Source organism: Chitinophaga filiformis (assembly GCF_021646545.1).
Lineage (GTDB): Bacteria > Bacteroidota > Bacteroidia > Chitinophagales > Chitinophagaceae > Chitinophaga > Chitinophaga filiformis_A.
This window is the reverse complement of sequence record NZ_JAKIRP010000006.1, coordinates 142148-168346: the sequence shown is the minus strand read 5'-3', so window position 1 is coordinate 168346 and position 26199 is coordinate 142148. Positions and strand designations below refer to the sequence as shown.

Annotated in this window: 20 protein-coding genes and 1 tRNA gene; 10 read left to right on the top strand and 11 right to left on the bottom strand. The window is 44.9% G+C overall.

The annotated features are described in order from the left end of the window. Positions 1-236: 236 nt before the first annotated feature. Both L3C95_RS17000 and L3C95_RS16995 read right to left on the bottom strand, forming a co-directional pair. Positions 237-827 carry a hypothetical protein gene (locus tag L3C95_RS17000; RefSeq protein ID WP_236389295.1) on the bottom strand — a complete coding sequence of 197 codons (591 nt, stop codon included), beginning with the start codon at positions 825-827 and terminating at the stop codon, positions 237-239. Between the two features lie 399 nt (positions 828-1226). Further along, entirely contained in the window at positions 1227-1613 is a 387-nt protein-coding gene (locus tag L3C95_RS16995) for a hypothetical protein (RefSeq protein WP_236389294.1), read from the bottom strand. Between the two features lie 123 nt (positions 1614-1736). Between L3C95_RS16995 and L3C95_RS16990 the strand changes: the two genes are divergently transcribed. Continuing rightward, on the top strand, positions 1737-1985 hold the full coding sequence (locus L3C95_RS16990) for a hypothetical protein (protein WP_236389293.1): 249 nt from the start codon (positions 1737-1739) through the stop codon (positions 1983-1985). 2 nt (positions 1986-1987) lie between these two features. Here the strand turns inward: L3C95_RS16990 and L3C95_RS16985 are convergent, their stop codons facing one another. After that, on the bottom strand, positions 1988-2374 hold the full coding sequence (locus tag L3C95_RS16985; protein ID WP_236389292.1) for a winged helix-turn-helix transcriptional regulator: 387 nt from the start codon (positions 2372-2374) through the stop codon (positions 1988-1990). A 165-nt stretch (positions 2375-2539) separates the two neighbouring features. Here L3C95_RS16985 and L3C95_RS16980 point away from each other — a divergent pair, with 165 nt between their 5' ends. After that, the gene (locus tag L3C95_RS16980) at positions 2540-3142 is read left to right on the top strand and encodes an FMN-dependent NADH-azoreductase (RefSeq protein WP_236389291.1); all 603 of its coding nucleotides are present in this window, start codon (positions 2540-2542) and stop codon (positions 3140-3142) included. 169 nt (positions 3143-3311) lie between these two features. Here the strand turns inward: L3C95_RS16980 and L3C95_RS16975 are convergent, their stop codons facing one another. Continuing rightward, positions 3312-3698: a hypothetical protein gene (locus L3C95_RS16975; protein ID WP_236389290.1), complete on the bottom strand. Its 387-nt coding sequence runs from the start codon at positions 3696-3698 to the stop codon at positions 3312-3314. An 835-nt stretch (positions 3699-4533) separates the two neighbouring features. On the opposite strand from L3C95_RS16975, the gene L3C95_RS16970 reads away from it, so the two are divergent. The 3 genes from L3C95_RS16970 to L3C95_RS16960 all read left to right on the top strand — a co-directional run bounded on the left by L3C95_RS16970 (position 4534) and on the right by L3C95_RS16960 (position 9157). Continuing rightward, the gene (locus tag L3C95_RS16970; protein ID WP_236389289.1) at positions 4534-6633 is read left to right on the top strand and encodes a histidine kinase dimerization/phosphoacceptor domain -containing protein; all 2100 of its coding nucleotides are present in this window, start codon (positions 4534-4536) and stop codon (positions 6631-6633) included. 183 nt (positions 6634-6816) lie between these two features. Further along, on the top strand, positions 6817-7698 hold the full coding sequence (locus L3C95_RS16965) for a helix-turn-helix domain-containing protein (RefSeq protein ID WP_236389287.1): 882 nt from the start codon (positions 6817-6819) through the stop codon (positions 7696-7698). Positions 7699-7771: 73 nt separating this feature from the next. Continuing rightward, positions 7772-9157, top strand: a complete 1386-nt coding sequence (locus tag L3C95_RS16960) for a sigma-54-dependent transcriptional regulator (protein WP_236389286.1) — start codon at positions 7772-7774, stop codon at positions 9155-9157. A 33-nt stretch (positions 9158-9190) separates the two neighbouring features. On the opposite strand, the gene L3C95_RS16955 is transcribed toward L3C95_RS16960, so the two are convergent. Both L3C95_RS16955 and L3C95_RS16950 read right to left on the bottom strand, forming a co-directional pair. Continuing rightward, positions 9191-9724, bottom strand: coding sequence for a hypothetical protein (locus L3C95_RS16955; protein ID WP_236389285.1), 534 nt, complete (start codon positions 9722-9724; stop codon positions 9191-9193). Between the two features lie 26 nt (positions 9725-9750). Further along, positions 9751-10608, bottom strand: a complete 858-nt coding sequence (locus L3C95_RS16950) for an alpha/beta fold hydrolase (RefSeq protein WP_236389284.1) — start codon at positions 10606-10608, stop codon at positions 9751-9753. A gap of 203 nt (positions 10609-10811) precedes the next feature. On the opposite strand from L3C95_RS16950, the gene L3C95_RS16945 reads away from it, so the two are divergent. Then, positions 10812-11750, top strand: a complete 939-nt coding sequence (locus tag L3C95_RS16945; protein ID WP_236389283.1) for an alpha/beta hydrolase — start codon at positions 10812-10814, stop codon at positions 11748-11750. A gap of 397 nt (positions 11751-12147) precedes the next feature. Here the strand turns inward: L3C95_RS16945 and L3C95_RS16940 are convergent, their stop codons facing one another. Together L3C95_RS16940 and L3C95_RS16935 are read right to left on the bottom strand one after the other, a co-directional pair. Beyond that, on the bottom strand, positions 12148-12498 hold the full coding sequence (locus L3C95_RS16940; RefSeq protein WP_236389282.1) for a hypothetical protein: 351 nt from the start codon (positions 12496-12498) through the stop codon (positions 12148-12150). Between the two features lie 435 nt (positions 12499-12933). Further along, positions 12934-13007: transfer RNA gene (locus L3C95_RS16935), tRNA-Arg, on the bottom strand. Between the two features lie 99 nt (positions 13008-13106). On the opposite strand from L3C95_RS16935, the gene ung reads away from it, so the two are divergent. After that, on the top strand, positions 13107-13781 hold the full coding sequence (gene ung / locus L3C95_RS16930; protein ID WP_236389280.1) for a uracil-DNA glycosylase: 675 nt from the start codon (positions 13107-13109) through the stop codon (positions 13779-13781). A gap of 67 nt (positions 13782-13848) precedes the next feature. On the opposite strand, the gene L3C95_RS16925 is transcribed toward ung, so the two are convergent. The 3 genes from L3C95_RS16925 to L3C95_RS16915 form a co-directional block, all read right to left on the bottom strand. Beyond that, positions 13849-14976: an efflux RND transporter periplasmic adaptor subunit gene (locus tag L3C95_RS16925; RefSeq protein ID WP_236389279.1), complete on the bottom strand. Its 1128-nt coding sequence runs from the start codon at positions 14974-14976 to the stop codon at positions 13849-13851. A 12-nt stretch (positions 14977-14988) separates the two neighbouring features. After that, a complete protein-coding gene (locus L3C95_RS16920) occupies positions 14989-19338 on the bottom strand; it encodes a CusA/CzcA family heavy metal efflux RND transporter (protein WP_236389278.1) in 4350 nt (1449 codons plus the stop codon). 103 nt (positions 19339-19441) lie between these two features. After that, positions 19442-19819, bottom strand: a complete 378-nt coding sequence (locus L3C95_RS16915) for a hypothetical protein (RefSeq protein ID WP_236389277.1) — start codon at positions 19817-19819, stop codon at positions 19442-19444. 380 nt (positions 19820-20199) lie between these two features. On the opposite strand from L3C95_RS16915, the gene L3C95_RS16910 reads away from it, so the two are divergent. The 3 genes from L3C95_RS16910 (at position 20200) to L3C95_RS16900 (ending at position 26026) form a co-directional block, all read left to right on the top strand. Continuing rightward, a complete protein-coding gene (locus L3C95_RS16910) occupies positions 20200-21594 on the top strand; it encodes a DUF4974 domain-containing protein (protein WP_236389276.1) in 1395 nt (464 codons plus the stop codon). Next, positions 21591-21815 (top strand): hypothetical protein, encoded by a 225-nt coding sequence (locus tag L3C95_RS16905; protein ID WP_236389275.1) that lies wholly within the window; start codon positions 21591-21593, stop codon positions 21813-21815. Before L3C95_RS16910 ends, L3C95_RS16905 begins: the two co-directional genes overlap by 4 nt. A 1064-nt stretch (positions 21816-22879) precedes the next feature. Then, positions 22880-26026, top strand: coding sequence for a TonB-dependent receptor domain-containing protein (locus tag L3C95_RS16900; protein ID WP_236389274.1), 3147 nt, complete (start codon positions 22880-22882; stop codon positions 26024-26026). Positions 26027-26199 lie beyond the last annotated feature (173 nt).

The window sequence follows — 26199 nt, the reverse complement described above, 5'->3', positions numbered from 1 at the left end:
TGTTTGCGGTTGTCGTGCATTATCTTTGCCATCCGTTTGGCATCGCGATCAAATAGTGTGCCTTGTAATGATTAAGGAGCTACTACGAATGTATTAGGCAATCTTGTCTTTCGAGTGTTTGTTAAAAAATTCATTGTATAACCCGGCGTACTAAAGCAGGGAGACTTTATCCATAAAAATGCCCCTAAAAGTGTCTAACTTTTTAGAGCCACTTCACATTTTCCCGGCCTTTTATATTACTTCTCAGCTTTTCTAAGTTCATGAACAGGCGTTAATATTTCCTGCTCAATGTATTTTGACAACGCCGCAATAGTATCTTGCTCACAGTTGTGACCTGCAACCTGTTTGTCCCCGTATTCAAGGTAGTAATGGGTTCCATCAAAACACCTGTTGCTTTTGTCAGTACTGGAAGATGATCGGCTCAGAATATTCTCCACCTTCTCTACCAATGCATTCCATCGATTTAGGTCAATGGTAAAACTATAGCCTTCGAAGGGCAATACCTTTTGCACTTTAGAATTAAACCCGGCAATACTTCCCCGGTCTTCGGGGCTCACCTCATATGCGACTCCCTGTACTTCGGTTCCGGTATTATAAAGATTTACCACAAAAGCGGTTCCGAAAGAAGGCTCCCAACCAAAAGATAATGAAAGCTTGTCTTGCATTTTTCTATTGAAAGGAACAGAGAAAAACTGCATGTCTCCACTATTCGAATAGGCCGCAGTGCTATCGTTTTGAGCAATTGGTTGACTGCCACTATCAGACTCCTTTTGCTGACACGACATTAGAACTAAAACAAGGACTAAAAAGCCAGTGGATTTTATCATTGCCAATAATTAGTATAATGAGTAATAAATCGCCAAATATATTACAATTTAGTTTTTTCCGAGTGTGTACGGCTGATGAAACATGCTAGCACAATAACTTCTGTGGATATTTAATTTTCATTAACAATGTCATCAGTTGCACGTGCTTTTAAAATTTTATTGACAATTGAAACAGTTGTTACATTCAGTCGGAATGTCGCGTCGTAAGAATATAAGTTGACTGTCAAGAATCAAACATCGTATAGAACTATAGAAAAGACCTTGTACATACACGGCCAGGGCAGGTAAGAAGGAGATAGGTCGGCTATTGGTTGGAAGAGGTTAGCTCCTTGTCAAAAAGCTGCCAGGTCTTTTAGTCCTGGCAGCTTTATTTTTATCTGATAAAACAAAATATGGGTATTACCACTCAGGAATGATCTCAGTATCGGTGGTATCTACTCCCTCGTCAGGGTTAGAAGGAATGGACCTGTCGGCAATGATTCCATCTTCAAAATGAATAGCGCCGTCCGATTGTATCATTGGTATTTTTACGATAGCTTTCCCTTTGGCATCAATACCGGCATAAACCAGGGTCTTTTTGCCATTTTCATTTAAAGCAGGATAAACAACAACTCCTTCACAACCGGGTTGTGCCAGGATCTTGTCCAAAATATCTCTGCCAATAACATGTCCATAGGCCTGTTCGGGATAAGCATCAAAATAATCTTTTACTAATTTGGTACCTAGTTCGATACCTACGTGCTCGCCTATTTGAGCAATGGGGCGTTGATGGGTTTGGGTTTGCATCTTTCAAAGGTTTTGTCTAATATAAAATAAAAGAATCGTATTTTTTACGGCAATATTATGTTTGCGTAACATACTCCCTATCACCAAAAGAAGACTGGCGATGAATAGGGTATTGACTGGCTAATGGAAGATGGATTTGACCTGATGGCAAAGTATGAGGCAAAGCAGATCGGCTACGAAGATTTTATTGATGCCTGTAAGACATTATACACGCCAACTGTGGCAAACAGCATTTTTTTCAGCGATCTGCTCCTGCATTTGAACAACGGGAAGCCTTTGCAATATGCACTGGGATCGTCTGTAAAGGCGCTAAACCGGGCGGATGCCTTTTTCTTTACTTTATGCGACATCCGGTACATTGGCATCAGTTGAATTTAAGGCGCTTGCCGCTTCATACTCTTCCTGATTATTTCCCTGTGCTGCTTACCCCACAGACCCAACTCGCGCAATACATTTTTCAGGGTCAGGCTATGAGGAGTCGCCTCATAAACGATGATTGCAGGCGTGCCGGCATATACTTTACGTATGATAAATTCATTTAGCTCCAGGTCTTTTAATTCTTTTGCCAGGATCTTCGGGGAGATGCCGCTCAACTCATGCTGAATTTCATTGAACCTTTTAGGAGATTGTACAAGGCTTAATATCAGCGGTAATTTCCACTTGCCGCCAAGTACATATAGCGCATCCACCACATAGTTAAGCCAACTGTCACATTCCTGCTTGGTCGGAATTGTCTCTATTTCATGAACCATTATTTCCATACTCAAAGTTACACACTTTCCTGAAAGTGAGCGCTTTCCTACGGGTAAGTACGATGGTTTCGGCAGCCGGTGCCTGTACCTTTGTCACCGATAGTAGCAGCAGCGGGCAAAGCCGGCGCCAGCACTCTGCTATATCTAATACTAATAAATATTAATCAAGGTTTTATGAAACGTATCCTTCATCTGATTTCGAGCATTCAGGGAAATGAATCTTATAGCTATAAACTCAGCAATGCGATTGTTAATAAAGTGATTGAAAAGTACCCGGGCAGTACTGTTGAAGAAGTGAACCTGAACGATCAGCAGATTCCGCATCTAAACCCAGTGATCCTACAGTCCATGTTTACGCCCGGTGACCAGTTAACCGACGAAGGGAGGGAGTCTATACGCTATTCCAACGAAGCAGTGAAGCAATTATTGGCATCCGATATTATTGTCATCGGAGCTCCGCTTTACAATCTGACAATTCCCACCACCTTAAGAGCCTGGGGCGACCATATCACAAGGGCTGGTGTTACCTTCGGCTATAGTGAGAATGGTCCGGTTGGAATGGTCACTGGTAAGAAAGTATATATTGCCATGTCTTCTGGTGGTATCTATTCCGAAGGCCCTTTAAAAGGGAACGATTTTGTAGCGCCATATCTGAAAGCCTTCCTGGGGCTGTTAGGTATGACCGACGTAACCGTTTTCCGTGCAGAGGGTGTTAAGCTTCCCGGTGTGAAGGAGCATGCCCTGGAAAAAGGAATTGCGAGCATATATATCGATTAATACCTTACCTCTGTCTTCGATAAAAGGAGTAACAAGACAAATACCTTCAGGCGTACTACCCGGACGTATTTGTTTTATGCTGAATGTTAGTACCCTATTTTCACAACGCTGCCAGGACTAAAAGACCTGGCAGCTTCATTTTTTTACTTGACAAAACAAAACATGGGTGTTACCACTCAGGAACAATGTCAGTATCGGTGGTATCAACTCCCTCGTCATCGCCAGAAGGAACTGCCCTGTCGGCAATGATTCCATCTTCAAAATGAATAACACCGTCAGATTGTATCATCGGTATTTTTACGATAGCTTTCCCTTTGGCATCAATACCGGCATATACCAGGGTCTTTTTGCCATTTTCATTTAAAGCAGGATAAACAACAACTCCTTCACAACCGGGTTGTGCCAGGATCTTGTCCATAATAGCTCTACCAATAACATGTCCATAGGCCTGTTCAGGATAAGCATCAAAATAATCTTTTACTAATTTGGTACCTAGTTCGATACCTACGTGCTCGCCTATTTGAGCAATGGGGCGTTGATGGGTTTGGGTTTGCATCTTTCAAAGGTTTTGTCTAATATAAAATAAAAGAATCGTATTTTTTACGGCAATATTAAATTTGCGTAACATGCGCCCTATCACCAAGAGAAGATTGGCAGATGAATATGGTATTGACTATGAGATTGCTACATTCTTTGCAGACCGGACCCCTCCTGATAACTGCTACAGCGTATCATAAAAGCATGGTCGTATATAAAGGTTAACTCCCTGATATTGGATGATATCAGCGATCTGGAACCGGACAAAACAAATGGGGAAGAAAATTCAATTATTGAATTGGGTGGTAATCAGGCTGCCATGGAAGAGATATAGTCCATGTTTAAAGAGAATGTAAGATCCCTGGCAGGCATCAACAACAGACTGGCTCAATATTTTGAGCCCAGCATGGCGCTCTTGCAGAAGCGCCTGGCCTTCAACCTGTAGCCAACCATTGGCCACTGATCGGATCAAGTCAAATTTTTAGGGAATCTGATCCTCGCTTGGAGTGTAAAACATTGTAAAAAAGAAAGACCCGCTCTAAGTGGCGGGTCTTTATCTCTTTCGTGAACCGGATTGGTTTAGCAAATATTCCAAGAACGGAGACTATTTGTACAAATGTTCATTTTGATTTTTTCATAACAATACCAGTTGTTGAACTAAATTGTGTAAGTCCTCTAACCGCTATCTATTTATGAGACTTATTATTGGGATCTTATTTTTTTGTGCGATTGGTGCCAGTGCCCAGCGACGGTTAACTGCTGAAAACAGAAAACAACTTGGTGCCCTTCCCGCGTTTTACCGAGTCAACATAGACAGGCTGAATAAACTTTTTGATGCTGGAAAGATTAAAGAGATGGAGCAAATGTTTGAGTCGTCAACCGATTCACTGAAAGCTGAAATTGCCAGGAATATCAGCCGCTATTATAATGACGGGAGATTTGAGCCAAAGAACTTTCAAAAAGCCAGGGACTATGCATTGGCTTCTCTTGATATCAGTGTTGACATGAACGACCGTGAGCGCCAGATTAATGCGAATAATCAACTCGCATTTGTTTACCTGATGGAAGATAAAATAGATGAATCGGAAAGGCATTTTCTCCAGGTGATCAATTTAGGCAAACAGCTTAGATCAGAAAATGTGGGCTTTGCCTATTATAATATGATGAGGTTAACCACGCAAAAAGGATATTATAACAGAGCCATACAGTATGGACTGGATGCACTCCGTTACCTTGAACGCCCAGGCTATGATCCATATTCTATGGATATTTATATTGCACTTGGCAATTTGTATTCTGTGCTTGGAGAATACGATAAAAGCCTGGAACTTATAGATCTCGCCCTGAAAGAAGCTGAACAAAAATCCGATTTTGATTACTATTGGTATTTTCTTAATTACAGGACGAATACGATGCTGAATATGGATAGGGCAAAGGATGCTTTACCTATAATACAGGAAGCATTGTTTCGTCACCCGCCGGAATCTGCGTATTCGCGGGCTTGGGCTGCATTAATACAAGGTAAGATATATGTTAGTCTCAAAGAATATGGCCCTGCAAAAATAAGCTTGTTACAAGCCCTTGAACTAAGCAGGGATAGCACCATCTCGAACGCCCGACAAAAAGTTTTCAGGAACGGCAGCTATAAAAGCATGGCTGACACATATTTTGCAGTCGGAGACTGGAAAACTGCCGGTGAATATATAGATAAGTTGTTACAGCCATCTGCATTTTCAACAGCAGGAGGCATTGCAGATGTTCATTTGCTGGCGTTTAAAATTGATTCAGCCCGGGGCGATTTTCAATCGGCCATGCTGCATTTACAAAAAAATAAATCGATAACTGACTCACTAAATGCGCTGTCAAGATTCAGACAGATAGAAGAACTGCAACTGCAATATAAAACAGAGAAAATTATGCAGGACGTTAAATTAAAGCAGCAAACCATATTGTTGCTGGAGAATAGACAGGCACTGCAGTTCAAGGAATATGAAGAAAGCCGTTTAAAATTCCTGATAGAAAGCAAGGACAAGGAAAATAGCCTGTTGACATTAAGTGCCGAAGCTGCTGAGAAAGATAAAAATATTTTACTCAGTAAACAAAGTATTATGCAATTACAGGCAGACAATGCCAGCAGGAAAGCCCGGCTGGAGAGTGCTAACTTTACCAGGAATATTACGTTTGGCTTTGTGTTCTTACTGGCTTTGATTGTAGTGCTCCTTTACAGGCAGTTCAGATCAAAACAGGCGGCAACCAAAATCATAGGTAAAAAGAATGAAGTACTGCAGCACCTGGTGCAGGAAAAAGAAGGTTTACTCGAGGAAAAGGACTGGTTATTGAAGGAAGTACATCACCGGGTTAAGAACAATTTGCAGACAGTGGTAAGCTTGCTGGAGTCACAATCTGTTTACCTCGACAACAAAGCACTACAGGCTAATCAGGATAGCCGTAACCGGGTATATGCTATGTCGCTAGTACACCAAAAGCTTTACCAGTCTGAAAATATTGCTTCTATCCAGATAGATACTTACCTGAAAGAATTAGTAGAACATCTCCGGGAGGGTATCGGTAATGAGAATATCTATTTCAAGCTTCAATTGAGCCCAGTTAAACTGGATGTATCCCAGGCTATTCCACTTGGCCTGATACTAAATGAGGCTATTACCAATGCTATCAAACATGCATTCCCAGATTCAGCAACTGATCGCATCATCAGCGTTAATTTGCAAATGGATGAAGCGGGCCGGCTTTGTTTGACAATACAGGATAATGGTATTGGCTTCCCCGAAAATATTGCTAACGGAAATCCGTTCAGTCTCGGTTTGAAATTAATGAAAGGGCTTACAGGTGATATCATGGGTGATTTTGCCATTAGATCAGAAAATGGTACGATGATCACCATCAATTTTCTGCCTGTAGAGACATTGCACATGGCTAATAAAATGATCCGTTAATTGATGTTTACTGGTTGTAAATGATGCAAACGGGAATAACGATATTTCGCCAAATTATTAAATATGCAAAAACAGATCGTTTTAGAAATACTAAAATACATTGATATTCAAGTTGATAAGCTTAGGCATGCAAATTGAAATCCTGCAGGTTGAAGAATATTATTCAACCAAAACTTTTCACCCATGCAAAAAGATGTATTAGTAACAAGTAACCCGCCTTTATCCATCAAAGATCATATAGAGATATCAACACTGCAGGTAATAAAAGAGCAGGGCCTTTTATCACAGGTTGCCGGTTCTGCAAAACATTATGAAATTATCTACCTGCAACAGGGATCGGGTAATTTAACTGTCAACCGCAACAGGAATGATCTCGATATAGCGCATGTATATATGATAAGCCCGGGACAGGTAAGGATGATAGAACTGGATGAAAAGGCAACGGGCTTTTATTTGTCTGTATCCCAGGATCTGTTTGGAGCGTCTGATAGCCAGTTGACGTTCGTAAACATGCTGCAGCAATGTAAGGTTTTCGGTAACCCTATGATCATGCAGATCGATCTTTCCGGCTGCTGTGAGATAGAAGAGATATTTCAGAAAATGGTGCGTGAAATGAATACAGAACATTATTTGCAATTGGAAATGTTACAGGTTTTTTTCAGAACATTTCTACTATATTTATCAAAAGTGAATGTTATCGCGCGGGAGATCAACGTCAGGTCGCATGAAGTACAGATCGTGAAAACCTTTATGCAGTTGGTAAATATTCATTACATTAAAAAGAAAATGGTAACAGAGTACGCCGACGAACTATGTGTTACCCGCAGTTATCTTAATAAAGTAGTAAAAAAGGTTTCAGGGTTTACGGCCAGCCAGATTATTCAGCAATGTATCATCCAGGAAGCTAAAAAGCAGGCGATAACATCCGGTGTAAGTATGAAACAAATTGCTTATAGCCTGGGATTTGACGATAGTGCACATTTCAGTAAATTCTTTAAATCCAATAGCGGAATGAATTTTACAAACTTTAAAAAAGAACTTGATGCCTTCCAACTGGTGAATTGACCTATTTGCTACCAAGATTAAGGTAAGGTCATATGTTACCGGCCATGAATATTTTTCTGAAAGCGAATAAGCAATGAATAAAACCAAATTATTAATAGTAGAAGACCAGTTCATAGAAGCCAACAACCTGCAAATGATACTTGAGCGTGCAGGTTACACGGTGTGTGGGATTGCCAGGTCTGTGCCGGCAGCGCTGGCAATATTGGACAACGAGGCACCGGACCTGGTATTACTGGATATTTTTTTGACTGGTCCCCAGACGGGCATCGATCTGGCCAAAATACTAAGAGCAAAAAAAATTGCTTTTGTTTATTTATCTGCCAACTCCAATAAAGAAACTTTAGAAGCGGCCAAAGCAACGCATCCCTACGGGTTCCTGGTTAAGCCATTTCGGGAAAAAGATGTATTGGTGATGCTGGAGATTGCCCAGTACCTGCATGATAATAACCCAGAATCGATGATCCGGAAGAATTCCGGCCATGATAAAAAAAAGAATGGATCAAAAAGCCAGGTGTTTACAGGTATACTTGGTTCAAGCCCAAAACTGTTAAATGTGTTGGCCGACCTGTGTATAGTTGCACCGGTAGATACATCAGTGCTTATTTTAGGCGAAAGCGGAACAGGTAAAGAAAGAATAGCAGAATGTATCCATGAACTATCAGCAAGAAGATCACACCCGCTTATTAAAGTAAATTGTGCCGCATTACCGTCATCGCTTATTGAATCAATTTTATTTGGCCACGAAAAGGGATCTTTCACCGGTGCAATAGAAAAAAGGATCGGTAAATTTGAACAGGCTGCAGGGGGAACATTGTTCCTTGATGAGATTGGAGAACTGCCCGTCGACCTGCAATCAAAAATTCTCCGGGCATTGCAGGAAAAAGAAATAGAAAGAATAGGCGGAAGCAGGGCTATGCCAGTTGATATACGCATTATTGCTGCTACCAATAAGAACCTGTTAAAGGAAGTATCAGAAGGAAGATTCCGCATGGACCTGTATTACCGGCTGAATGTATTCCCATTAACGCTTCCCCCGCTCAGGGAACGGAAAGAAGATATTCCTGTATTGGTGCACAATTTTGCTATACTGTATGCTGCTAAAGCGGGTAAAGCTGTTCCGAAAATTTCCGACCAGGTGTTGGAAGCTTTGATGGCCCATGACTGGCCGGGAAACATTCGTGAACTTGAACATACTATTGAGCGTTCCGTTTTGTTAGCCAAGGAGAACACCATTAAAGAAGTTTACCTCTTACAGCATACACCGCCGGGAAGCTCACACGAGCACAAAATTAAGACGATGGAAGAGAATGAACGTGACCATATCGTGGATGTATTAAAAAAGTGTAATGGAAAAATATTTGGTAAGGGCGGCGCTGCCGAGCTGTTAGGAATGAACGCTTCTACCTTAAATTCGAGGATCAAAAAACTTAGGATTGGAAAAATCTGGGATATATCCTAACCGGCAGAATCAATATCAGGCTTAGCACTTCATTTATTTTCTGAACATAGGAAGTGGGTTCAGTGGGTGCACAAAAAGATTCCTCAATAATTTCTTCAGCAGGAAAAAATGGAAACCAAGATTGGGTAGCCGTTTCCTGTTCATACGTATCTGATCTCTTTCAACCCCAAAGGCCAGTATGCCGAGTGAAACATCTATCCAGTCTGCCTTGCGGAAAACCTCAACTATCTCTTCACTGCTGCCACGGTATCTGGAGGTCTTGTGGTGCCAGTAGATCATCAGCGTGATATCGGTTATACAATCTTTTTTCCCGTTACTAGCGAGGTATTCACAGGCCACCGCTATAGAAGGTTGCAGGTAATCGATGGTATGGTTGGTCCAGATACCGATATCATGAAATACAACAGCATAAGCATATTTCTCCTGATTTTCCGGGCTGCTATCCAATAGCGAGCAATTCAAAAATACCCGGTATACGTGGTTTCTATATCGGTAAAAGTCTTTTCCAATGATGGATTTATACCTGTCAAGCAAATCGTCGATAATGGTATTGTTATAGATGGTCATTTTTTATCTCATCTCTGGTGAATGTATTACTTACGCTGCTGTCTGATAAATGCATGTATAAGCTCAAAAGAAAGAAAGGGATATTGATCCTGCGGTGCATGACCGGCTGATGGATATACGTTGATAAAAAGATTCGCCATTTTGCCGGAGAGGTTATACCAGTTTTCAACCGGAAAAGAAATATCGTGATCCCCGCAAAGCGCCAGCACAGGTATACCCAGATTACTTAGTTTTTCCCTTGTATTATTGGCGTCTGTCCGGTAATCAGCAGCGCCGTAGGAATAGCGGGACCATACTGCAGGAGGAACGGGAATATCCAGGTCTTTCTTACGCAACGCGATCCTGTCAAAACTTTCTTTGGCTTTTTGCCTGCTGAATGCAGATGCCGGTTCAAAGAAAAGTATTTCAAAATCCTTCAGGTCGTTGACGACATGCGAAGCGGTTTCAAGGAACAAGGGGCTCAACTGATGATCGTTTGCCCCGGCAGGTCCTGTCCCGATCAGGATAAGAAGCGATACCATGTCGGGGTGATTAACCGCAAAGGTTTGCGCAACAGCGCCACCATATGACCAGCCACCGAGTATAAAATGAGAAAGTTTTAAGTAGGCAGCGAGGTCCTTTACATCTTCTGCTACCGTCGCAATTTTTAATGGTAGTACGCCGGTGGATAAGCCCACTCCCGAATAGTCAAATAATATCACCTGGTATTGCCCAGACAGTTTATCAATAAATGCGGGGTCCCAGGAATCTAAAATGCCGCGGAAGCGGTTGCAAAGAATTAAAGGCGCACCTTTGCCAATAACACGGTAAGCCAGTTTCCTGCCTGATAATTCGGCATATTTTGTTCTGGCTGAAAGCGTAGGCGACATTTGATCTTCCTTCATGATCGCCTTTTTTTGTGCTGTTGATCGCCCGTGCTGAAATAATAAAATAATTACAAATATTTTCAGCACACGCGGAAGCAATTTGCCCCTTTTCATATAAAAATGTTTGAGTGATAAAATGTAAAGCTACTCGCTGTACTGCGGGGAGTCAATGATAAAACGAGTGTTTTTGATGTACAAATAAGTAAAGGATTCGGGCAGTTATGCCCGTCATATTTTTTGTCCCCTTATATACAGCGTTTGCTTTCCTTTATCTATTGTTCCTGACTGGCTTGCAAGATAGTTTTGTGCTGCTGCTGAAGATGCAGAAGGCTATAAAATTTAAAATAATCATCATGCCGAAAATTAATTCCAAAACAATTGTTTTTATTTCAGGAGCTTATGTAAGTCATCATTGCTGGGATGCCTGGAAAACATTTTTTGATTCGCGGGGCTTTGATTGTACAGCCCCTCCCTGGCCCGGTAAAGATGCGCAGGCCGTGGCTTTAAGAGCGAGACATCCCGATCCGGTTCTTGCAGCAGTTACCTTAAAACAGTTGATCGATCACTATGTCGACCTGGTGAAAGCACTTCCAGAAAAACCGATCGTCATCGGGCATTCATTCGGGGGAATGATAGCACAGGTATTACTAAACCGTGACCTGGTGGAAGCCTGCGTAGCGATACATGCTGTTCCTCCTGCTAATGTGATGCCCTATGAATGGAATTTTCTAAAGTCTAATGTTAGGACCCTCGGATTTTTCACTTCTGCTGATAAGTCCTATATGATGTCTTTTGAAAAATGGCAATTCGCTTTTACCAACGGGATGGCTTATGCTGATCAGAAGGCAGCCTATGATGCTATCGCTATTCCAGAATCTAAACGTGTTGCCAGGGGCGGTTTAACTAATGTTTCTAAAATTGATATGCGAAAAGAACATGCACCTTTACTGCTGCTGGCGGGCAGCGAAGATCAATGTATTCCCGAACACCTTTGCCGAAGAAATTTTAAAGCTTACCGGACTACAAACAGCGTTACTGATTTTATTGTAAAACCACGCAATCACTATGTATTAGGCTTACCTACCTGGGAACAGGACGCAGTGTTTATTCATAACTGGATAGAGAAACAAATGGAATCTACATCAGTACACATGAAATAAATTTCACATTGAGCAGGTAACGTTACTCAATGACCTGCTCAATGGATTACACGGCTAATAACTTGAGATTCGATGATATTAAATAAAAAGCGGCGGGAAGCAAAAAAGCTCGCAGATATAGTATCTATGGGATTTCGCGGCATATTTGATAACAAAGCGTTACAAAACATTGTTGCCTTTAAGTCGGGGCGGCTGGACAAATGTCTAACCAGTTTATTAACAGTTTGATTGGTATACTGCTAATTAAACATATCGTAAAAGATCAATGATCTTCCATGGGGCTGACCAAAAAGTAAAATGAAGGCTTCTTGTATTGCTTAAATGATAAGAAGTCTCCATCCGGTACCCGAATAAAACAGGGCTGACCATTACTTTTTGGTCAGCTCCTTGCCAACCCTTATACCAGACCTGAAAGATACGGCCAATTTAGTATCAAGATGGCATTTGCCTCTCTGGTAACGGCGTCCAGTCTTTTTTTAATACCATTCCGTCGATCTTCAAGAATGATCTTTTTCTCTGATGAAGGCACCGCATCAAATTCATACGCCTTCTTCTCAAACTCGCAATATTTAATGTAATCGCATATCAGCGCATCCGGTCGTTCACTAAAAGCCAGATTGGCAATTTTCTGTTGCTGTTGATCTTTACCATTAATAGGGGAGCGGTAGGACTCCAATACCAATTTCGGGGTTGCCAGGCCATGCAACGCCTGTACGAGGTAAAAATGCCGTTCGAGATTGGCCTTCATTAATTCTAGGGCCTTATTATACTTTTTGAACTGAGTTTCTCCTGCTTTGACTTGTTTCCGGGAGTTATCTCAATGTTCGGGTCGGATCTTTATCCCGCAGGACATTTCCTCCTTAAATCCGTCGATACTAACTCTAATATAAAGGGAGAGGCTGTCAGTGACGCCTGTCCTTTTCCGGCCATAGACCAGAATTGACAATTTCTGCTTTACATTCATTTTTCTTCACATTTAAGCGGTTATTAAATCGCTCTTCAAACCACACTGCAAGCATATTATTTGACGAGTGAGCACCAAAGATAGCACACCTATTTGCTCACTAAACGCTCACTAAATAACTTGATTTTATTTAAGCTACTTTAGTATCCCGAATCCTCCGAAATTCTTACCCATGGCACTTTCTCGCACAAAAAAAGCGCGACTTACATCGCGCTTTCGTGAACCGGATTGGATTCGAACCAATGACCTGCTGCTTAGAAGGCAGCTGCTCTATCCAGCTGAGCTACCGGTCCGGTTTCCCAAATTTCCCCTATATTTAACGTTTAATTTGGGAGTGCAAATCTATGGAAAATTCCCTTAATAATTCAAAATAAATAAAAAAAATAGACGCTATGGAGGTTAAAATCGAGCCTAGCTGGAAAGAAGTCTTAAAAGATGAGTTTCATAAAGCCTATTTCGAACAGGTTGTCATGGCCCTCAAACATGAAAAAGCTGTCGGAAATACCATCTATCCTCCCGGAAACCTGATCTTTAACGCCTTTGATAGGACCCCGTTCAACAAAGTCAAGGTCGTACTACTGGGTCAGGACCCTTACCATGGCCCCGGACAGGCCCATGGATTGTGTTTTTCCGTACAGGACGGCGTAAAACCTCCGCCCTCCCTGGTCAATATCTATAAAGAAATGAAGGAAGATCTGGGACTACCCATCCCTCAGGGAGGCAACCTGACAAAATGGGCCGATCATGGGGTATTATTACTCAACGCCATGCTGACGGTAAGGGCGAATGAGCCAGCCTCCCATAGCAAAATAGGGTGGGAGAACTTCACCGATGCCGTGATCAGGAGGGTATCCGAACTGAAAAGGGACGTGGTGTTTATATTATGGGGCCGTTTTGCCCAGGACAAACAAATCCTGATCGACGCTACCAAACATCATATACTGAAAGCCGCCCACCCGTCTCCGTTTAGCGCAGACAAGGGCTTCTTCGGCTGTAAACATTTCTCAAAAACCAATGAGTTATTGGCCAAAGCCGGTATAGAACCGGTGGACTGGCGACTGCAATAAGACATTTATAGCAAAAGGCCCCCGTAAAAGGGGCCTTTGCGTCTGTTTACGATCTGGTATAGTTAGGCTACTCTTCTTCAGCGCTATTTTTCATCTTCATCAACAGCGCATAAGCATTTTTTGTCACCAGTTTAGTACTCGTATCTACCCCGGGAGCCGAAAACTGCTCCTGCCCGTTATTCACATTCCCCGGAGTCACCCGCACCATGCGAAAACTATTTCCCCCCTTATCAGCAAACACATAAAAATTATTCTGCCAGCGAACGATCGCCGCCTCATTAACAGTTAAAGCCGTCGCATTGTTGACCGCCACTTCCGCATTCATAAACATCCCCGGCAGGAGGGACGCGTCAAACTGGTGGAAATGACAATGCACAGTCGCCATCCGGTCTTCATTCAGGTTCTTGCTGATCAGCAGGATCTCGGCATTATATTTCTTCTCCGGATGCTCGTTAGTGTAGGCCACCACCTTTTGTCCGACAGACAGCTGATTCACGTCTTTCTCAAATACACTCAATGCCAGATGAATGTCACTGGGATTCACCAGCTCGAACAGCACATCAGTAGGAGAGGTGTACTTGCCGATGTTCACATTCACTTTAGACACAAATCCACTGATAGGCGAGAGGATATTGACACTTTTGGAAATATTCCCCGCATTGAGGCGCTCCGGATTGATCCCGATCAGCTCTAACTTTCGTGCCAGGGCCTGCATGGTAATATGCTGACTCTCCATCTCCGCCTTACTCTGCTGCAGGACTTTATCGCTACTGGCCTTACTGGCGTTCAACTCCTGTTGGCGCTTATACTCCGTATCCGCAAAGGCGAATTTCTCTTTTGCCAGCAGGTAGTCCTGTTGCAGCTGGACGAACTGCATGTCTTCCAGTACCCCCAGCACCTGACCTTTACTGACATGAGCACCCGGCAAAAGGTCGGTTCTTTTTAAATAACCGCCCAGCGGAAAACTCACACTTACCGTGCTCTGTGGCGGAACGTCAATGGCGCCCTGCAAACGCAGCGCCCCACTGATAGCCATACTAGCCGGGTATCCGGTTTCGATACCAGCATTTTTGATCTGATCGGCAGTAAGTGTCACCATGCTGCTATCTGCAGATGGTTCCGCAGCCGGCTCCTGCGCAGGCGTATGGTTCTTACAGGCAACGAACAGAAGATATAAGAAAAGATATTGTCGCATGAGTGAATTGAATTAAAGGTTTTGCAATTTCAGTACCTGGATGGCCGCCTGATTGTAATTGTTCAGCATATCAAGATATTCGTTCCTGATGCCTATCGCCTGATCAACAAGGATGACCCATTGCAGGTAGTCGATCTCCCCGCCAACAAACTGTTTGTCGGCGGTAAAAATGATCGCCGCCGCATTTTCCAATCCCTTGCCCTGGTAATATTGCAGGCTGGCAGCATACTTCTGCACTTGCGTCAATGCGTTCTGCCATTCAGTTCGCGTCTGCAGCAATGCATAATCCGCCCGCTGCTGCGACAGCTGCCAGTCTAACTGTGCAGCCGAAGCCCTGGAACGCTGGGCACCGAAAAACAGCGGAATACTGATGCCCGCATTCACATAGCTGAACCGTTTACTGTTATTAAAATAAGTCTCCTGCCCACTCACATTCTGCCACCCTGAAATACTCTGGTTATTGTATCCGATGAAGAAGTCAGGCAATAACTTTGATTTCTCCGTACGCCAGCGCCAGTGCGCAGCGGCCGATTCATGCTGTAGCGAACGTATCTGGGGCAGTTGTCCCAGCGCGGTATCCGGCGTGGAATAAGCAATACGGATGCTATCCGTCTGCGGCTGATAGAACACGCTATCCCCCAGCAAAACATTGAACTGCTTTAGCGTGATCAGCATGTCTGCAGAAAGCATTTCCAGCTGATTAGTGATCTGCTGCCGGTGCGATTCTGCCGTGGTCTTCTCCAGTATATTGGTTTCCCCGGTCTTGAAACGGAGATTCGTTTTCTCTTCGAATAAACGATAGATGCTGTCAGCATACTGCAACAGCCGCTGCTTCTCGTGCAGCCATACCCAGTCATAGAACAGGCGCCGTACGTTCGTCCGGATATCCTGCTCCATCATTTGCGTTTTGGCCTGGGCCGCCAGGTAATTCTCGTGCAGTGCCTTTTTCTGATGACTATACACCGTCGGGAAACTCAATGACTGCGTAACGCCGAACCGGTTGTCTTTCTGGATACTGTTCATCTGGCCATAGTCAGCGCTGAACTGCGTTTTCGGGATATCAACCCCTGTTTGCTGCCGTAGGTTTTCCGCCCGTTCATTCAGCCGGGCGCTGGTTGCCTGCAGGTTGTGACTCAACGCAATATTGATAGCCTGATTGAGGTTTACAGGGCTGTTCTGGGCCTTGACCGAAGGAATGGAGATGAGCACCAGACCTGCTATCATTACCGCTTTATTCAGCCTTATTTTGGCCTTTCCGTCGAATAAAAGATAAAGCGCCGGCAACACAAATAAGGTCAGCAGTGTCGCAGTCAGTAATCCTCCAATTACAACGGTCGCCAGCGGGCGTTGTACTTCCGCGCCAGCGCCGTTGCTTAGGGCCATAGGTAGGAATCCCAGTGATGCCACCGCAGCTGTCATCAATACCGGCCGCAGACGGTTACGCGTACCCATCATCACCAGTTGCAGCGCATCAGTTATTTTTCCTTCTTGTTTGATTCGATTGAATTCAGAAATAAGCACAATACCATTCAATACCGCCACACCAAACAAGGCAATAAACCCTACACCGGCAGATATACTGAAAGGCATGCCACGCAGCGCCAGTGCAAAGACGCCGCCGATGGCAGATAGAGGGATCGCGGTATAGATCAGCGCCCCCTCTTTCACAGATGAAAAGGCAAAATACAACATGACAAATATGAGCAGCAAAGCCACAGGCACCGCAATGCTCAACCGCTTCTTTGCCTGTTGCAGGTTCTCGAATGTACCGCCATACGTAATGGTATAACCCGGTTCGAGTTTTATTTTCCGGTGGATCTTTTGCTGCAGTTCTTCAACGATCGACTGCACATCACGCCCTCTCACATTGAAGCCGACAGTGATCCTGCGTCTGGCGTTTTCACGTTGTATCTGGTTGGGACCTTCTATCTCATCAATAGTGGCCACCTGGTACAGCGGGATCTGGCTACCGGTGGAAGTCGCGATCATCAGATTACGCACATCTTCAATATTCCTCCTGCCTTCATTACCCACTCTCACCACCAGGTCAAAACGTTTCTCTCCCTCATATACCTTTCCGGCAGCAGCGCCGGCAAATGCTGCATTCACCGTACGATTGATCTCATCGATATTCAACCCGTATTTCGCTATTTCATTCCTGTTATAACGGATCACCACCTGCGGCATCCCAGTCATCTTCTCCACATACCAGTCAGCCGTACCAGACACCGTTCTGCTGATAGCGCCGATCTGCTCTGCATACTTCGCCAGCAGGTCCAGGTCTTCACCAAATATCTTACATACCACATCCTGTTTCGCGCCCGTCATCAGTTCATTGAAACGCATCTGCACGGGGAATTGAAAACTCAGTGTTACACCCGGTATCGCCTGTTGCACTACATCCGACATCTTTGTGGCCAGGTCCTCAAAACTCTCTGCACTCGTCCAGTCAGATTTATCTCTTAATACAATGATCATATCACCTCCTTCAATCGGCATCGGGTCCGTCGGGATCTCTGCACTACCAATACGCGATACGATCCGCTCCACCTCTGGAAACTTATCTTTCAGAATACCCGAGATCTGCTGGAAAGTAGCAATCGTTGTACTCAGATTTGTACCCACCAGCAATCGTGTCTCTACTGCAAAATCGCCTTCCTCCAGCTGTGGAATAAACTCTCCGCCCATCCGGCTGAAAGTGAACACTGCCAGGGCAAACAAGCCGAAGGCAATGGCCACTACGCTTTTGCGGATGCGCAATGCACGTCCCAGCGCCCGCTGATAGACATGTTCGATCTTGTCCATCACGCGATCAGAAATATTGGGTTGATGTGAGATCTTTTTACTGATGAACAAAGAACTCACCATCGGCACATAAGTAAGTGAAAGAATAAAAGCGCCCATAATTGCGAAGGCCACCGTTTGCGCCATCGGCTTGAACATCTTACCCTCTATGCCTTCCAGCGAAAGAATAGGCAGGTAAACAATCAGAATAATGATCTGCCCAAACACAGCCGCATTCATCATCCGCGAAGAAGAACCAGCTACTTCCGCGTTCATGTCTTCCTGCGAAAGCCGGTCAGTATGCTGATACTTTTTAGAGAAATGCAAATGATGCAGGATCGCCTCCACAATAATCACCGCGCCATCTACGATCAGTCCGAAGTCAAGCGCACCAAGGCTCATCAGGTTGCCGCTCACACCGAAAGTATTCATCATAATAACGGCGAAAAGCATGGACAGGGGAATCACAGATGCCACGATCAGTCCCGCACGCAGATTCCCCAGGAAGATCACCAGGACAAACACGACTATCAGCGCACCTTCGAGCAGATTATGCTCCACAGTACCAATCGCGTTGTTCACCATCTTCGTGCGATCAAGGAAAGGCTCTATCAGCAATCCTTCCGGTAATGTTTTCTGAATCTCCGCAATGCGTTCTTTTATATTCTTGATGACTTCAGAAGAATTTTCTCCCTTCAGCATTAATACAATAGCCCCCGCCACTTCGCCGGTATTGTTGTAGTTCAAGGCGCCATACCGCGTAGCGGCGCCCATCCTCACATTGGCAACATGCCTGATCAATACGGGAACACCTGTTGCCGTGTTTTTTACCACAATATTTTCTATATCCGCAATGCTACCCGCCAGGCCCTCACTGCGGATATACATAACGGTCGGGCCTTTTTCAATGTAAGCCCCGCCGGTATTCTGGTTGTTATTATGTAAGGCAGTGAAAACGTCACTGATGGTGAGTCCCAATGACTTCAGCTGGTACGGATTAATAGCCACCTCATATTGCTTCAGCTCTCCACCGAAAGTAGATACTTCCGCTACTCCCCTGGTGCCTAGCAATTGCCGCCGTACAATCCAGTCCTGTATGGTACGCAAGTCCGCCAGACTATACTTTCCCTCATATCCCTTTACCGGTCTGAGTACGTACTGGTATACCTCCCCCAGACCAGTGGAAACGGCGGCCAGCTCTGGTTTACTGGCGTTTTCATTGATCTCCACCTGTTGCAGCCGCTCGCTTACCTGCTGACGCGCCCAATAAACATCGGCATCGTCCTCAAACACAACAGTGATGATGGACAATCCGAAACGTGACATACTGCGGCTCTCCTTCAGATGCGGAACATTACTGAGGGCCTGTTCAATAGGAAAAGTGATCAGCCGCTCTACATCCTGCGCTCCTAATGCCGGTGCTGTCGTAATAATTTGTACCTGGTTGTTAGTGATGTCGGGCACTGCGTCAATAGGCAGACGGGTTACTTCGAAGATGCCGTAAATAACCCATAGCAGCATGAAGAGGCCAATCACCAGTTTATTCCTGACTGAGAATTGAATGATCTTATCGAGCATGATTTGCTGTTGAATGAATTGCAGGATAGACCTATGAAATGACGTACGCGCAACGGAATACCATTGCAGTGTCAGCACAGATCAATAAATAACAAGTTGCAATTCACGCACAGGGAGGCCTGAAAGGGCAGGTAAGATTAGGGTCAGGATGATATTGATCCTTATAAATGGTAAAAGTCTGTAATACAGTCTGTTCAGTAGTAATGATACGGGGCGCCTGGTTAAATCGGGCAAAAAGTATGTGGTGAGTACTGATATTCACTTTCTTAAAAGGAAGCTGCATATCCCGGTCATTATCAGTGTCGTCCATATCCTGCCCCCAGTAGTGCATGGATATGAATTCCAGTAAGTCCACATCCTTGTTCTTGAGCTGGTGTTCTTTGAAATGTTCAAATAACACAGGCAGCTTCAGCCACTGATCGAATGAGGTACTCTCGGCCCAGATAAAAATAACCAGTATGTAAAGGCATACTTTTCTCACGGCTGCAAAAATAAGCCATAAGCTGGTTTAAGCAAGCCACTGTCAAAAAAAATATAGCCTATAGATGTGTGTCGTGTCTACATTTATTATGACTGATATCCTGTGTAGTAAAGAAAATAGTTTTAAATATCAGGATACATTTATTAGTTTACCAGCACCTGGCGTCAAAAGCGAACCCGGATGATGAAACGAATTCCACTGGATGTCTTACCTCGATACAAATAGCTGTAGCTCAGTCTACTGAAATCAGTTACCTCTCAGGCACCGGTAGCGATCACACTCTGCATATCATACTTTATTTCGATTTTCAGGGAAGTAGACAGCATAGGATGACCAACCTGTGATTTTGTACTAGATTCCCATTCGTTTAATGCCATGTTATGAAAAGTACGACCCGATTCCTCGTTCCCTTATTGGGGTGCCTGCTATTATTGCCTACCCGTGGGCTGTATGCACAGCAAACATCTGACAGCGCATATAGAAGACCGCTGAAAACCGTGTTGGAAGATGTGGAAAAGCGGTATAACATCCGCATAAAATATACCGACAAACAGGTAGCCGGAAAATATGTGGCCTATGCAGACTGGCGTTACAGACCAACCCTGGAAGCTACACTGGATAACATCCTGTCTCCCCTTGATCTGAAAATAAAAAAGGATAAAGACGTTTATAAACTGGGTGAATATGAATACTATCGCTGGCAGGTAGCAGATGGTTGGGCTGAACTGGACCGTATTGCCGCGCAGTATAACAATCTGCAGGAATGGGAACAACGGAAGGCCCAACTGAAGCCTTGTTTGCTGGAAGCCCTGCAACTGGATCATCTGCCTGCTGCTCCGGCATCCAGGCCGGTCATCACAGAAGAAAGAAAGTTTGATGGTTATACCGTCCGCAACATCGCTATTGAAATACTCCCCGGACTATACATCAACGGCTCATTATACAAGCCTGCAGAATACAAAGGTAAGATACCTGTCATCCTCAATCCGGACGGGCACTGGCAGCTGCAGCGTTACAGACCCGATTGTCAATACCGCTGTGCTACACTGGCCCGTATGGGCGCTATGGCTTTCAGTTATGATCTCTTTGCCTGGGGTGAATCGCTGTTACAATTTGAAGAAGCAGATCACCGCAGAAGTCTCGCTATGACCATACAGGCCCTGGGGGCAATCCGCATCCTCGACTACCTCTTGTCGCTCGAAGACGCAGATACCGTGAGAGTAGGTATCACCGGTGGTTCCGGAGGCGGTAGTCATACAGTGTTAATGGCGGCAATAGATGATCGTATTAAAGTCAGCGCTCCTGTAGTGGCCATCAGCTCCTATTTCTATGGCGGTTGCCCCTGCGAAAGTGGCATGCCTATTCATACCTGCGGTAACCGGACCGACAACGTAGAAATAGCCGCCCTGACCGCTCCCCATCCACAATTGCTGGTCAGTGATGGCGGCGACTGGACAGATAAGACGCCCGAACACGATCTTCCGTATCTGCAGAAAGTATACGCATACTACAACCAGAAAGATCATGTCAGCAACGTGCATCTCCCGGCAGAAGGTCATGATTTCGGCATCAATAAGCGGAATGCTATCTATGCATTCATGGCAAAGTACCTTCATCTGAATAGCAACGCTGCTGATGAAACAAAGGTCACCATTGAAAAAGCACCTGCGCTGTATGTATTTGGTGAAAAGGGAGAACAGCTGCCCGCACATGCTATTCATGGCTTCACGCAACTGGAACAGGTTTGGAAAACTGCCATAAAGCATGCTGAATGAGGAAAGTGTTATGGATGACCGGATACATCTGTCAATGCCTGCAGTATGCGTATGCCGGAGATATTTATGTGGCCCCTTCGGGGAATGATCTCGATGCCGGTACCCCTGCTCAGCCGAAAGCCACAATGGCCGCTGCACTGAGACAGGCGAGAGAATGGGGAAGATTACAGGATCCTGCTGTCAAAGGTGGCATCGTTAGAGCTTCGCTACAACTTCGTTAGAATTTCGGTACAACTTCGCTTCTCCTATGGCCAACTTACGTTCATCTTACGTTCAGGAACGTAGGATGAACGTAAGTTGGCCATAGGAGAACCATTATTTAAACCCGTTTCAAACGAACCTAAAACGAGCTTGAAACGAATATCAAACAAAATACTCAGCGGAGATCCCTCCCGAATGCCGGCAAATGACGTTTTAAGGTCCATATACGCCCTTACGTTGCCAGGTAGGTAAAATACTCCAATGAACCGTTTAAGCCTGAAAATGCCCTCTTAAATCATTTAAAAGGGCTCTCTGATTCCAGTATCTCCATCTCATCCTGACAAGCAGTCCCCAATTTACTACAGAGGGAGGGCGAAAGTAGCACCGGTTTCAGATGGGAATGTCGGGCCTTCGGCTCTCCGGTGACACGACCGGTGTGGTCAAATCCATATTCCAACTTCCATTCGCTTGATAATGCCCAATTGTCATCCAGAGAGGCGCCGACCGACATCCCATACTGAAACCGAAGCTACTTAGCGTGAATAACTAACAACATCCCATACTGAAACCGAAGCTACTCTCTCGTGAAAAGTAAAAACAGTACCCCGGAAGTATTCATTCGCTCAGGATAGCCTCAAGTTCCGGTGAAGGCTTTAGCTTACAGGCTCTCTACTATAGCATTACAGCCACTATGCTATAGCCAGGGCTATAGAACAGCAGGCCTAACGCAGGCCTATAGCGCCTCCAGATAAGGAACCTGAGCGAATCATTACCGAATCTCCACTATACCTTAATACAAGCTATTTCATTCCCTCCCCAATCCCCGCCGTTTACACTTTAAATTTACTTACATATGTTACTTTTAAACCCCCTCAATTGAAATTTTTGCAGCATATCCCCGGGAAATACGCAAAATTTTGAGTATATTGTATGGTGTTGTTGGGGATGATATGAACGCTTTTTACATTCAGAGATTGTAGCAATTACTTACCCAATTTATACCAAGATGCATCAACCAAATCTAACTAAGCTTTTAGGAAGCTTATTCATTGCCTGTTTTCTGCTCATTAATGCCCAAGCCCAGGTGACAACCGCAACATTGAGTGGTATCGTCAGAAGTCAGGCGGGACAGCCGCTGCCCGGCGCCACCGTCAGGGTAGCCTTTGCCGATGCCGGTATCAATAAAGGATTGGTCACCAAATCGGATGGTAGCTTCGTTGTGCCTAACCTCCGTGTAGGCGGCCCTTATACCGTGACCGTCTCCTTTACCGGTTATGCTACAGAGACGGCCACCGGCATTTACCTCACGCTGGGGCAAAACACGGCCCTCGACCTCCGGCTGCTCGAAGAAGCCGGAAAACTCAATGAAGTGGTGATCAGCGGACGCTCCACCATCTTCAACGACCAGCGTACCGGGGCCTCTACCAACATCAGTTCCCAGCAGATCCGGCAACTGCCCACTATCTCCCGCTCTGCGGATGATTACCTGCGTATTACCCCTTCGGCATCGCCTACCTATAATGGTATCTCCTTTGCCGGAAGGAATGGACAGTATAACAACTTCTCGCTGGACGGCGCTGTGTTTAATAATCCCTTTGGGCTGGATGCACCGGCTCCCGGCGGACAAACAAACGCACAGCCGATATCACTGGATGCTATAGACCAGATCCAGATCAATATCGCCCCGTACGACGTTACACAGTCAGGATTTACCGGCGCCGGTGTGAATACCGTTACTAAAAGCGGTAGCAATAAATTCGGTGGTACGGTATATGCCTTTTACCGTAACGATGCCATCTCCGGCGATAAGATAGACGGACAGAAACTGAAAGTGCCGACACTGGATCACTTCCAGGGTGGTTTCTCTCTCGGTGGAGCTGTCAAAAAGAATAAACTGTTCTATTTCGTCAACTTTGAAACAGAACAACGTACAGACGGCGCCAGCGCTTATGTAGCCAGGAACACCAGTAATGCAGGAGATGTAACCACCTCCCGCGTACTGGAATCAGACCTGAATGCTGTCAGTGCCGCATTAAACCAGCGCTATGGTTATGTAACCGGCCCTTATCAGGATTTTGACCTGGAACGTAAGAACTATAAATGGCTGGCTAAAATAGACTGGGTGATCAACAGCAAACATAACCTGTCCTTCACGTACAACGGACTGGATGCTTCGCAGGAAAAAACTGCACACCCGAATGCCATTAACCGCCGCGGACCAGACGCTATCACCATGCAATTCCGGAACTCGGGGTATAAGATGATCAACAAACTGCACTCCTTCGGACTGGAGCTGAAGTCTAACTTCAACGATACTTACTCCAACAAGTTCCGTGCAGTGTTCACCAGTTTCAGGGACAAGCGTGATCCTTTCTCTTCGCCTTTCCCTGTGCTGAACATCACAAAATACAATGTGCCTTACATAGTAGCAGGATACGAGCCTTTCTCCATTAATAACCGCCTCAATCAGGATGCCTTGCAGTTGACTGACAACTTCAATATCATCCTCCCCAAACACACCCTTACCATCGGAGCATCCTATGAACAATTCAAATTCGGTAACTCCTTTAACCTGACAGGTTTTGGCTTTACCGTGTTCTCAGGTGTGGATATCAGTACTTTCCTGACCAACGTGGCTGCAGGAACTTACGACGCCAATGTAACGTATGCGAAGAACCGCGTAGCGGCCGACCAATGGACATGGTACTACCTGACTGTAGGACAGCTTTCTGCTTATCTGCAGGACGAGTTCAGTGTAACCGACCGTTTCAAGGTGACCTATGGCGTACGTTTCGACAAGGCCTTGTATTTTACAGACAAGGCCAGTTACAACAGTCCTAATGTCAACCAGGATGGTACCTTCGCCGGTACTTTCATAACCGGTTCACCTACTGTTCCGAATACGGATGATCTCAGGCTGTTCAATGAAAATGGCAATCCGGTGAAGAATGGCCCTGGCCAGGAAATAGACAATACCCGTATGCCAAGCGGTAAAGTGCTGGTATCACCCCGTTTAGGGTTTAACTGGGATATCAGAGGTGATAAGACCTTACAGCTGCGTGGTGGTACAGGCCTGTTCACCGGTCGCTTTCCCTTTGTATGGCTGGGTAACGCCATCGGCAATCCGTTCACGGGTTATTACAACGTAACAGCCCGTAACTTCAAATGGCCGCAGATCTGGCGTTCCAACATCGGCCTGGATTATAAACTGCCTATAGGTACTGTCCTGAGTGGAGATATCGCTTATTCAAAAGATATCAACGCTATGATGGTGCGCGACTATGGTCTGGGTACACCTACAGGTGTACTGAATTCCGGTACCGGCGATAACCGTGCAATATACCAGGCAGCCGATAAAGGAAATACCGCCACCTACGTATTCACCAACGTAAAAGTAGGGTACTCTTTCAACGGTACTTTCCAGGCACAGCAAACTTTCGGTAAAGGATATTTCCTGATGCTGGGATATAACTACCTGGTGGCAAAAGACGCGAGCTCCATATCCGCAGAGATCTCGGGTGATGCTTTTGACCGTAACCCCGTGCTTGGCAACGCCAACAGGGCAGTGAATTCTCACTCGCTATATGGCAACACCCACCGTATCACATTTGCAGGTATCAAGAAGTTTGAATACTGTAAAGGCAAGTATGCAACAACTGTTTCATTCTTCAGTAACTGGACGAGTGGTAACCGCTTCTCTTATGTATACGGAGGTGATCTGAATAATGATGGCTCTTTTGCCAATGACCTGATGTACGTGCCTACCGCAGCAGAGATCAGAAACATGAACTTTGCTCCGCTGCTGGACGCAGAAGGCAATACACAGAACGCAGCCGCACAGGGCGCCGCATTGGAAGCCTTTATCAGTCAGGATGAATACCTGAGCAAACGCCGTGGTCAGTATACAGAGAAATACGGCGGCACTACACCATGGTTTAGCCAGATAGATATGCGCGTACTGCAGGATTTTAATTTCCGTGGTAAAGAAAAGACCAGCACTATACAGCTAAGCCTTGACGTAGTTAACCTGGGTAACCTTATTAGTAGCAAATGGGGACTGCGTAAATATGCAAGTACCACCGGTTATTATCAACCCCTTGGTTTTGCAGGCAGAGACAATACCGGTAAAGCGATCTATCAGTTTGATCCATCACAGAAACAAACTTTCATTACCAGCCCTGACCTGATTTCCAGATGGCAGTTACAGGTAGGAGCAAGATATATTTTCTGATGATCTGTTAATGATTTGTAAAGCGTTTGCATCAAAATGAAACGCCCCGTAAAGTCAGACTTTTCGGGGCGTTTCATTTTGATGCAAACGCTCTTTTGTTCGGGGACCTGATGAGGCAATTTTTATACGCATCTAAGAACGTTCGTTTATCTTTGTTACATCCTCTTTCTCAT

Coding starts and splice junctions, on each gene's coding strand:
- L3C95_RS17000 (WP_236389295.1), bottom strand. CDS start 827: ATGATAAAATCCACTGGCTTTTTAGTCCTTGTTTTAGTTCTAATGTCG.
- L3C95_RS16995 (WP_236389294.1), bottom strand. CDS start 1,613: ATGCAAACCCAAACCCATCAACGCCCCATTGCTCAAATAGGCGAGCAC.
- L3C95_RS16990 (WP_236389293.1), top strand. CDS start 1,737: ATGGAAGATGGATTTGACCTGATGGCAAAGTATGAGGCAAAGCAGATC.
- L3C95_RS16985 (WP_236389292.1), bottom strand. CDS start 2,374: ATGGAAATAATGGTTCATGAAATAGAGACAATTCCGACCAAGCAGGAA.
- L3C95_RS16980 (WP_236389291.1), top strand. CDS start 2,540: ATGAAACGTATCCTTCATCTGATTTCGAGCATTCAGGGAAATGAATCT.
- L3C95_RS16975 (WP_236389290.1), bottom strand. CDS start 3,698: ATGCAAACCCAAACCCATCAACGCCCCATTGCTCAAATAGGCGAGCAC.
- L3C95_RS16970 (WP_236389289.1), top strand. CDS start 4,534: ATGGAGCAAATGTTTGAGTCGTCAACCGATTCACTGAAAGCTGAAATT.
- L3C95_RS16965 (WP_236389287.1), top strand. CDS start 6,817: ATGCAAAAAGATGTATTAGTAACAAGTAACCCGCCTTTATCCATCAAA.
- L3C95_RS16960 (WP_236389286.1), top strand. CDS start 7,772: ATGAATAAAACCAAATTATTAATAGTAGAAGACCAGTTCATAGAAGCC.
- L3C95_RS16955 (WP_236389285.1), bottom strand. CDS start 9,724: ATGACCATCTATAACAATACCATTATCGACGATTTGCTTGACAGGTAT.
- L3C95_RS16950 (WP_236389284.1), bottom strand. CDS start 10,608: ATGAAGGAAGATCAAATGTCGCCTACGCTTTCAGCCAGAACAAAATAT.
- L3C95_RS16945 (WP_236389283.1), top strand. CDS start 10,812: ATGCCCGTCATATTTTTTGTCCCCTTATATACAGCGTTTGCTTTCCTT.
- L3C95_RS16940 (WP_236389282.1), bottom strand. CDS start 12,498: ATGAAGGCCAATCTCGAACGGCATTTTTACCTCGTACAGGCGTTGCAT.
- ung (WP_236389280.1), top strand. CDS start 13,107: ATGGAGGTTAAAATCGAGCCTAGCTGGAAAGAAGTCTTAAAAGATGAG.
- L3C95_RS16925 (WP_236389279.1), bottom strand. CDS start 14,976: ATGCGACAATATCTTTTCTTATATCTTCTGTTCGTTGCCTGTAAGAAC.
- L3C95_RS16920 (WP_236389278.1), bottom strand. CDS start 19,338: ATGCTCGATAAGATCATTCAATTCTCAGTCAGGAATAAACTGGTGATT.
- L3C95_RS16910 (WP_236389276.1), top strand. CDS start 20,200: ATGAAAAGTACGACCCGATTCCTCGTTCCCTTATTGGGGTGCCTGCTA.
- L3C95_RS16905 (WP_236389275.1), top strand. CDS start 21,591: ATGAGGAAAGTGTTATGGATGACCGGATACATCTGTCAATGCCTGCAG.